The organism is Hydrogenophaga defluvii (assembly GCF_042665235.1).
GTDB classification, from domain to species: domain Bacteria; phylum Pseudomonadota; class Gammaproteobacteria; order Burkholderiales; family Burkholderiaceae_C; genus Hydrogenophaga; species Hydrogenophaga defluvii_A.
On record NZ_JBHTBZ010000001.1, the window covers coordinates 1 to 10,000 of the forward strand.

The window sequence follows — 10,000 nt, forward strand, 5'->3', positions numbered from 1 at the left end:
CACTCGTCATCCTTCGTTTTCTTAGCACCGCCGCGATCAGCAGAGCCTCGTATTATGACACAGTTTTTGGTCAGTCGTCAAAAAAATCTTAGAAACTTTTTTTGACCCTCGCTGATTTGGTCAGTTGCTTTGCAGCAGTGCCGTCATCAGCGAAGCCTTGAAGTATACATCGTTTTTTTCGAGCTCGTCAAACTTGACGCTTTTTTTTACGCCAAGGGCAGGCGCCGTGCTCTCCGGCCAGTCAACACGGCGATTGCGTTGCCAACCGCCGGCGCCAAAGGCGGCACGCCAGGCTCGCCCACGCCTGCGGGCGGCCGATGAGAAGGGACGATGTGGGTCTGCACCTCAGGCGCTTGCGCCATGGGGAGCAAGCGGTGTTCGCCAAAATTGCCGCCCTTGACCGCCCCCCCCTCTATATCTACGCCCCCAAACAGGGCTGCCGACAGGGCAAACACCACAGAGCCCTCCATTTGTTGTGCAACCGTGTCCGGGTTGATCACTTGCCCACAGTCGATGGCGCAGACCACCCTGTGCACCCTGACACCCGTCCCCACCAGCGAAACTTCAGCCACCTGGGCAACGATGGACCCGAAGGACTCGTGCAAAGCCACACCTCTGGCACGCCCGGCTGGCAGGGGTTGGCCCCACTGGGCACGCTCTGCCGCCAGATTGAGCACGGCCAGGTGGCGCGGGGCATCAGCCAACAGCTTGCGCCTAAAGACCACCGGATCGACCGACGCCGCGCTGGCCAGCTCATCGACAAAGGACTCCAGGAAAAAGGCGTTGTGGGAATGCCCCACAGACCGCCAGAAACCCACCGGCACGCCATGCCGGGTGGCAGCGTGCCGCATGGACTGGTGGGGCACGCGGTAGGCCTGGTCGAACAAACCCTCGGCCGTGGTTTTGTCGGGCGTGTCCATAGGCCCTGCCAGGGCCGGCAAGGTGCGGGCCATCCAGCGCGGGGTGATGGCGTCACCTGCCGATGCCACCGACAGGCTTTGAAGCTCGCCGCTGTCCGACAAGCTGCCCCGCAGCCGCGCCACGTGCATGGGACGGAAAAAGTCGTGTCCAAAGTCTTCTTCACGCGACCAGATCAGTTGCACGGGGCGCCCGCCACACTCCATGGCAATGCGCACCGCCTGCCCCACCACGTCGACCTCCAGCCGCCGCCCGAAACCACCGCCGAGCTGCGTCACGGTCACCGCCACCTGGTCCGCTCGCACACCGGCCACCCGCGCCGCCAACGCGGCCGCCATCTGCGGCACTTGGGTCGGCACCCACACGCTGATGCCATCGGGGCGCACTTGTGCGGTGCAGTTCATGAGCTCCAGCGTGGCGTGCGCCAGGTAGGGCGCGTCGTACACAGCCTCCACCACACGGGACGCACCGGCCTCGGCGGCCTTGACGTCGCCCTCTGCGTAGAACTCGAAGCCGCTACCGGTTTCCACCTCGCTCAACAGTTGCTGGCGAATGTTCGCGCTGTCGGCCAACGGCCCCACAGGATGCCGCCAGGCGATGTTGAGTGCTCGCACCGCCTGCTGAGCCTGCCAGTAGCTCGACGCCACAACCGCCACACCGGCCGTGCTGCCCGCGTAAGACGGCAAGGACATCACGCGCACCACCCCCGGCATGCGCAAGGCGACGTTGGCGTCAAAGGCGCCGGGCGCGCCGCCAAGCACCGGGCACATGCGGATGGCCGCAAACGCCATGTCGGGCAAGCGCACGTCCAGGCCAAACACCGCGCTGCCGTCCACCTTGGACGGCAAATCCAAGCGTGGCGCAGCACGCCCCAGCAGCTTGAAATCCGCATGGGCTTTGAGCGTGACGGTGCCCGGTGGCGTGGCCGAGGCCGAACGGGCCAGCTGCCCGAAATGCGCCTGCGCACCCGAAGGATGCCGGATCACCCCCTCCACGATGGCCAATTCGGCCACCGGCAGCTTCCATTGCGCTGCTGCGGCACCCAGCAGGGCCGCCCGCGCGGTGGCCGCTGCCGCCCGCACGGGCTCCCACGCGTCTGCCACGCTGGAAGAACCTCCGGTGGCGTTGATGCCCAGCTCGCGCGCCACCTTGGCCACCAACCACTCTGCCGCTCGAACCTTGAATGGCGGTGCAGCGCCTTCCGACAGAGCGGGGTGAAAAGGCAGGCTGGCCACAAACATGGCCACGTTGCCATAGATCTTGTCTGCCCCGGCCTGCACCACCTGCACGCGCGCCAGCGGCAGGTCCATTTCCTCGGCCACCAGCATGGCCAGCGCCGTGTGCACGCCTTGCCCCATTTCGCTGCGGGGCATGGCCAACGCCACGCCGCCATCGGCCAGCACCTTGATCCAGCCGTTGAGGGCCACCTCTCCTTCCCCGACCAACCACAACTCTGGCTTACCCTGACGCGAGCGAGGTGGAATGACACCCCACCCCACCAGCAGCAACCCAGCCGCACCCGCCGCACCCAGCAGCAGCCCTCGGCGCGACACCTTGCCCGCTTGTACCGACGGGCCGCTCATGGTTTGCCCCCCCCCGCAGCCGCCCGGTGGATGGCGCGGCGCACGCGCTGGTAGGTGCCACAGCGGCAGAGGTTGGTCATCGCGGCGTCGATATCGGCATCGGTGGGTTTGGGTGTTTTGTCCAGCAACGCGGCCGCCGCCATCAACATGCCCGACTGGCAGTAACCACACTGCGGCACCTGTTCATCAATCCACGCCTGCTGCAGGCGGTGCAAGCGGCCACCGTCGGCCAAACCCTCAATGGTTTGAACCGGCTTGCCCGCCACCACCGACACCGGCGTGACACACGAACGCACCGCCTGGCCCGCCACCCGCACGGTGCAGGCGCCACAGGCGGCCACACCACAGCCGAACTTGGTGCCTGTGAGTGCCAGCGCATCGCGCAACACCCACAACAAAGGGGTGGTCGGGTCCACCTCCACCACGCGCTTCGCGCCATTCACCACCAAATCCATGACCGGTCCTCCGTCGTGTTCATGCCGGTCACTATATAGAGGGCGGGGATAATCCCGCTCACTTATGGCATTGATCACCCTCACCCAGGCCCACTTGGCCTACGGCCACGTGCCGCTGCTGGACCACACCGACTTTGCGCTCGAAACCCAAGAGCGTGTTGGCCTGATTGGCCGCAACGGCACCGGCAAATCCTCCTTGCTCAAGATACTGGCCGGCCTCGAAAAGCCCGACGACGGCACGGTGCAAGTGCAAAACGGCCTGCGCATCGCCTACGTGCCACAGGAACCCGTGCTCGATCTGGCCGCCACCGTGTTCGACGCCGCCAGCGCCGGCTTGAAGGACGCCATCGAGGCGCGCGAGATTTACCTCAGCGGCGGCGAGGGCCACGACCTGGACGCGTTACAAAGCCGCATCGAGGCGCTGGACGCCTGGAACTGGGAGCAGCGGGTGGAGGAAACCTTGCACCGACTGCACCTGGATGGCGCCACCACCGTGGGCACGCTCTCGGGCGGCAACAAGAAGCGCGTGGCCCTTGCGCAGGCCCTGGTGAGCCGGCCCGATGTGCTGCTGCTGGACGAGCCCACCAACCACCTGGACCTGGACAGCATCACCTGGCTGGAAGACCTGCTGCTGGAATTCAAGGGCAGCGTGCTCACCATCAGCCACGACCGCGCCTTCTTGGACCGCGTGGCCACCCGCATGGTGGAGCTGGACCGTGGCCGCCTGCTCAGCTACCCCGGCAACTTCGCTCAGTACCAAACGCTGAAAGAGGTGCAACTGCAGCAGGAAGCGGTGATCAACGCCCGCGCCGACAAGCTGCTGGCGCAGGAAGAGGTGTGGATACGCAAAGGCGTGGAGGCCCGCCGCACCCGCGCCCAGGGCCGCATCACCCGGCTGGAAAAGCTGCGCGAGCAACGCGCCCAGCGGCGCGACGCCGTGGGCCGTGTGCGCCTGGAAGTGGCCAGCGCAGCGGCTGGCGGCAAGATCGTGGCCGAGCTGGAGAAAGTGAGCAAACGCTTCGGCGAAGGCCCAACGGCCAAGCAGGTGGTGAAGGACTTCAGCGGCACCATTCTGCGCGGCGACAAGGTGGGCCTGATGGGCCCCAACGGCGCTGGCAAGACCACCCTGCTGCGCATGATCCTGGGCCAGCTCGCGCCCGACAGTGGGACGGTGCGCCAGGGCAGCCAGCTCGACGTGGCGTACTTCGACCAGATGCGCGACCAGGTGGACCTGGACGCGACGCTGGAAGACTTCATCAGCCCCGGCAGCGAGTGGATCGAGATCGGCAACCGCCGCACCCACGTCAAGAGCTACCTGAGCGACTTTTTGTTCTCGCCCGCGCGCGCCAACGCGCCGGTGCGCACCCTCTCGGGCGGCGAGCGCAACCGCCTGCTGCTGGCCCGCCTGTTCGCCCGCCCGGCCAACGTGCTGGTGCTGGACGAACCCACCAACGACCTGGACATCGACACCATCGAACTGCTGGAAGACCTGCTGGCCGACTTCCCCGGCACCGTCTTCCTGGTCAGCCACGACCGGCGCTTTCTGGACAACGTGGTCACCAGCACCATCGTGTTTGAGGGCGCCGGCCAATGGCGCGAGTACGAAGGCGATGTGCAGGACTGGATCACCCAATCCACCCGCGCGGCCGAGATCGCGGCGCAGAAGGCGGCGTCAGCCCCCGCCCCAACACCCGCGCCGGCGCCCGCCCCTGTGGCGCCGCCGGCTGCCAGCACCAAGCGCAAGCTCAGCTACAAGGAACAGCGCGAGCTGGAGGCTCTGCCACAACGCATGGAAGCGTTGGAAAAAGAACAGCAGGAGATCGATGTTCTGCTGGCCGACGGCAGCCTGTACGCCATCGACCCCACGCGCGCGACCGCACTGGCCAAACGCCACGCCGAGCTCGACGACGAGCTGTTGCAGGCCATGGAACGGTGGGAAGCGCTGTCGCAAGGCTGAAGCCGGTCAGACCCCGCTGCGGCCGTGGGCCACGGCGTCGCGCACCGGGCCAAAGGTGTCCCAAAACGCTGCGTCCTGCGTGGTCGCAAAGTTGATGCGCATCAACGTGCTGGGCTGGCGGGTGGCGTGGAACAGGGTGCCGGGCGCCAGCAGGTAACCCAGGTCAAGCATGCGCAAGGCCAGCGCCTCGCTGTCCACGCCCACATCCACCCAGCCAAACAGGCCGGCCGGCTCGGTCACAAACGCACAACCTGCCGCCTGGGCCAGCCGCACCGAACGTGCTCGCGCTGCGTCCAGCCGGGTTTTGATGCGCTCCGCGTGCCGGCGCAAATGGCCTTGCTCCATGCACAGCGCCATCGCCCGCTCCAGCAGCGACGGTGTGGTCAAGGTGCTCAGCAACTTGGTGTCCAGCAGCCGCTCCACCAGCGCCGGCGGCGCCGCCAAAAAGCCGACCCGCCAGTCTGGTGCCAATATCTTGGCAAAACCGCTGACGTAGATGCTGCGCTGCAAGCCGTCCAGCACACTCAAGCGGGTGGCATGTTCGGGCGCGATGTGGCCATAGGTGTCGTCCTCCACCACATGAAAGCCAAAGCGGTGCGCCAACTGCAGCACCCGGTGGGCAGCAGCGGGCGACAGACAGCAGCCGGTGGGGTTGTGGAACACGCTCACACTGACAAACAACTTGGGTGCGTGCTCTTCGCAGTAACGCGCCATCACGGCCAAATCGGGCCCGTCCACCCGGCGCGGCACCGGCAGCACCCGCATGCCCAAGGCCGTCAGGCGGGCAAACTCGACCGACCAGCCCGGCTCCTCCACCATCACCGCATCGCCCGCCTTGAGCAAGGTGCGGCTCACGATGTCCAACGCCTGGGTGGCCCCCAGGGTGGTGATGATGTGCTCGGGCGCCACCGGCAGGTGCATGCCCGTCAACCGGTGCGCGAGTGCTCGGCGCAGGCCGCTGTCGCCCATCGGCTCCCCATAGCGCAACGAGGCCTGCGAGAGTTGGGCCGCAGCGGCCACCTTGCGCAAGGCGGCCGACAAAAACGCCGTCTCCAGCCATTCAGGGGGAAGCGTCCCAGCACCCGGCTGCAGGCGGCCCGCCGGGTCGTGGAACATGCCTCGAATCAGTGCCGTGGCATTGAACGCCGTGCCTGAGGCCAAGGTGGCCTGCGCGATGCTGGGGTTCGGCGTGGCCTGCGGCGCCACGGTGCGCCCACCGCCCAGAGGGGTGTCGCGGACAAAAAATCCCCGCTGACGCCGCGCCTCCACCAGGCCTTGCGCCTGCAGCAAGTCGTACGCCACCACCACCGTGGCCGGGCTCACACCTTGCTGGCGGGCACAGTCCCTCACAGATGGCAGACGCGTGCCAGGCGCCAGCAACCGCGCCCGAATGCGTTGCGCAAAACGGGCGGCGAGTTGCTCGGTCAAGGGCTGGTGGGCGTGGCGCACCAAGGCAGGATCTGACACGTCGAAGGCGGGCATGGGCAGGACGGCAAAGGCTTGAGTACAGCGCACGATTGTGCAGGCATGTCCCCCACAGGCGATGACGTCAAAAAAAAAGGCCAACCGACTTGCATCGGTTGGCCTGTCGTTCGCTCAGCTGAGCGAAGTGACGCAGAGGTGCTTAACCAATCAGCAGCTGACCAGAAGTCAGCAACTGGTTCAGTTTGTCCAGGTTGGAGCCGCTCAAAGTCACACCTTCCAGCACGATGGTGCCACCGTTGTGGATGTCGGTCTGGGAGTTGTAGGTGCCATTGACAAACCCACCCTGGATGCTGATTCGAACTTCCGCATTTGCACCCACCTGAACAATGCTGAGGTAGTTACCCAGGTTGTCCACGTTGGCACCGGCCAAAAAGTTGGACAGATCCAGCCGGTCAGGTGCGTCTGCGCCCGTGGCGTTCGCATCGTACGTGCCCACGTCAAAGTCGGTGATGCGGTCCCTGACGGTGAGATTGCCGCCGTCGCCACGCAGCCACACAAAAGTGTCGGCCCCACCGCCGCCGGTCAAGGTATCCGAACCTGGCCCGCCCACAATGACGTCGGCCCCGTCGGTACCCACCAGCGTGTCGGCGCTCATGGTCCCCATCTTGGTGACCACCGCCAGCGTCAGCGACACAGACCCTTGATCGCCGTCGCCGTCCACCAGCACCACGGAGGCCTTGGTGATCGTGCCCGTGGGGGCGCTGTAGGTGTACGCACCCGTCACCATGTTGATCGAGAGCGTTTGGTTGGTGGCCGCGTCGTCAATGGTCAACACGTCGGTGGCCGCATTGAAGCTGTGCGTCAAGCCGACACCGCCGGATTTCGACACGCTGTCGGTGGCGGCGTTGTAGGTGAAGGTGCCGTCCAACAGGCTCACGCTGTGAATGTGACCACCATCGCCCCCCAGCGACACCGTTTCGCTCTGGCCCGTGGTGGCGTCCACACCCAATGCACCCACCACCGTGCCCGAGAACGAGCCCTCGGCTCCGCCCGGCGCCAAGCCCACCAGCACCACACTCAGGTCGTTCGGGTTGGGCACGTGCACGCCATTCAACTCGGTGCGGGTCACGCCGTTGTAGGCAATGGGGTCGAGTTGCCCGATCTCGCCCGCGTTGTAGGAGGCAGAGAAGCCCAGCGCTTGGGACACAATTTTGTTGGTCTCCAGGAAGTTCTTCCAAATGGTTTCCTCCGCAGGCGAGACACCGACATCGTTGGCACCTTCCAGGTTGAGCAGAGCCGATGTGTCCCCATCGCCAAAGTTCGGAACACCGTCCGTGAGGAAGTAGGAGTAGTTGTTCGCGTCGGCCAACCGGCCGGTGGTGGTCGAGAAAGCCGACATGGCCACGTTCAATGCGGCGTCGTAGTTGGTGCCAGGGCCAAACGCCGGGTCGGGCATGGCGTTGATGATGGCCTTGGCTTCGGTCACCGTCAGCCAGGTCGTGCCATGGGTGGTGGCCGTGTTGTCAAACGACACCAGCCGAACCATGGTCTGACCGTTGGCAGCGAACGTGTCCAACAGGTTGTTGGCGGCCTCCACCACCTTGTCCCAACGGATCAGAGTCGGCCCGTTCGGGTTGGCCATGCTGCCCGAACGATCCAGGACCAGCATGACGTTTGCATCGGTGCTGGGCCCAACCACCGAGTTCACCAGTTGTGTGCCCGAGGTGGGTGCATCGTCTTCCACGGCGATCTTCAACTCGACGGCGCCGCTGCTGGTGGTGGCGTTCACGCTGAAATTCAGCACGTCTTCCCCGCCGGTGTTGGGGTGGTCCAAGGGCTTGAGCAACTGCACCGTATAGGTGTTGTTGGTGTTGTTGAACACCACCTCCATCACCGATTCGCCGCCGGCCTGACCCGTCAAGGACAACCCGGTTGCGGTGGTGGTCGAACTCCAGGTCACGGCCTCGCCACCCGAGGTCAACCCAACCGGCCCGGTGACCGAGGTCACATCGGCCGCCAGGAACCCGGTGGTAGCTGCAGTGTTCGTCAAGTCCGTTGGGATGCCTACAGCGTCGGGCGAACCAACAGACAGCCCCTCTTCCGAGACCACCGCCGAGAGGACAGTGGGCACCGCGTCGGGGTTGTAGTTCACGGTCAAAGACAGGTCCACGTCGCCGCGGTCGCGGTCGTTGTCGATCAGCTCCAGCTTCACCAGCTCGGTGTTGCCCACCACGCCGCGGTACTCGTAGGCACCCGTGAACACGTTCACGGCAAAGCTGACCGAACCCAAGGTCTGGCCAATGACCAAGTTGCCGGTTGTGGCGTCGAACGTGTGCACCAGGTCGCTGCCGCCTACTTTGATAATCGCTTGATGCTTGTCATCGTAGATGAAGATGCCTCCCAGGAAGGTGACACTGTAGATGTGACCCCCGTCAGCGCCCAGCGCCACGGTCTCCAATTCGCTGGTCACCGCGTCTCGCCCTTCGGCACCGATGATGTTGCCGCTCACACTGGAAGCCGACAGGTTCAACAGCATGTCCGCCAAGGCGCCCACGCCACCCACCCGGATGCCGGTCATGTCCACGCCGGTGGCACCGTTGTAGGCGATCGGGTCCAGCTGCGCACGGGCGGCGGCGGAGAAGTCACCGCCGAAACCCAGCGCGTACGAGGTGATGTCGTTGTTGGTCAGGAAGTCGCGCCAGATGGCCTCTTCTGCCGCGCCAACGCCCACTTCCGCCGTCGACCCGCTGGCGCTGTTGATGAGCGCGTTGGGGTCCCCGTCGCCATAAGACGGCGCGCCGTCGGTCAGGAAGTAAGACACGTTTTGCGCGCCGTCCAGCTTGCCCGGCGAGCCAAACGCATCCATGGCGTTGGCCAGCGCGGCGTCGTAGTTGGTCCAACTGCCCAACTGCACGGCATCCAGCGCCACCTTGGCTTCGGCCACGGTCATCCACGCACTGCCTTGGGTCTTGGCCAAGGTGTCGAACAACACGAGGCGAACACGCACGTCGCCGTATGCGTCGTAGCTGTCCAGCAGCAGCTTGGCCGCATCCACCGCTTGCGACAGCTGAGAAGGCGTCCCCGCACTCATGCTTTGAGAGGTGTCCAGCACCAGCATGAGGTTGGTGTCTTGCAACGCAACCATCTCAGACGCTTGAACCAGCACGTCGTCGCTTGGCGCGTCGTCTTCGACCGTGACTTGCAAGTTCAGGGAGGTGTTGGCAGCGGTGGTCAGGTCGATGTTGAAACCAAGCAGGTTTTCACCGTCTCCGGACTCGTGGTCCAATGGACCCAGCAACTCCACCTTGTAGGTGTTGTCGGTGTTGTTGAAGTCCACGCGAACCACATCTTTGCCACCTGCCTGGCCCGTCAAAACCAAACCAGTGGCGGTGTTGACCGAGTTCCACACGACAGCCGCCCCATCAGACTTCAGATCGCTAGGGCCTGTTGCAGCCGTCACGACCATCGGCAAGGCTTGGGTCAGGGCGGCAAGATCGGTGGTGTCTGTGGGATTGCCAAGCGCATCGGCAATGCCACCAGACAGCCCTTCTTCTGAGAGCACAACGCTCAACTGCGGCGTCACGCTGACCGTCACCGTGGCGGTCTCGGTCACGCCCGCCGGGCTGGTCACCGTGTAGGTGAAGCTGTCCGTGCCAACGTAG

The 10,000-nt window shown here is 65.1% G+C and carries 5 protein-coding genes; 1 reads left to right on the plus strand and 4 read right to left on the minus strand.

The features are described 5' to 3' along the window. Positions 1-206 precede the first annotated feature (206 nt). Positions 207-2,501, minus strand: a complete 2,295-nt coding sequence (locus ACFQU0_RS00005; protein ID WP_382197508.1) for a xanthine dehydrogenase family protein molybdopterin-binding subunit — start codon at positions 2,499-2,501, stop codon at positions 207-209. Beyond that, positions 2,498-2,956, minus strand: coding sequence for a (2Fe-2S)-binding protein (locus tag ACFQU0_RS00010; RefSeq protein WP_382197511.1), 459 nt, complete (start codon positions 2,954-2,956; stop codon positions 2,498-2,500). Before ACFQU0_RS00010 ends, ACFQU0_RS00005 begins: the two co-directional genes overlap by 4 nt. Positions 2,957-3,020: 64 nt before the next feature. Between ACFQU0_RS00010 and ACFQU0_RS00015 the strand changes: the two genes are divergently transcribed. Then, positions 3,021-4,913: an ATP-binding cassette domain-containing protein gene (locus ACFQU0_RS00015; RefSeq protein WP_382197514.1), complete on the plus strand. Its 1,893-nt coding sequence runs from the start codon at positions 3,021-3,023 to the stop codon at positions 4,911-4,913. 6 nt (positions 4,914-4,919) lie between these two features. Here the strand turns inward: ACFQU0_RS00015 and ACFQU0_RS00020 are convergent, their stop codons facing one another. Both ACFQU0_RS00020 and ACFQU0_RS00025 read right to left on the minus strand, forming a co-directional pair. Then, the gene (locus ACFQU0_RS00020) at positions 4,920-6,395 is read right to left on the minus strand and encodes an aminotransferase-like domain-containing protein (RefSeq protein ID WP_382197517.1); all 1,476 of its coding nucleotides are present in this window, start codon (positions 6,393-6,395) and stop codon (positions 4,920-4,922) included. A gap of 142 nt (positions 6,396-6,537) precedes the next feature. Further along, positions 6,538-10,000: VWA domain-containing protein (locus ACFQU0_RS00025; RefSeq protein ID WP_382197519.1), on the minus strand; the 3,463-nt coding region annotated here is incomplete at its 5' end.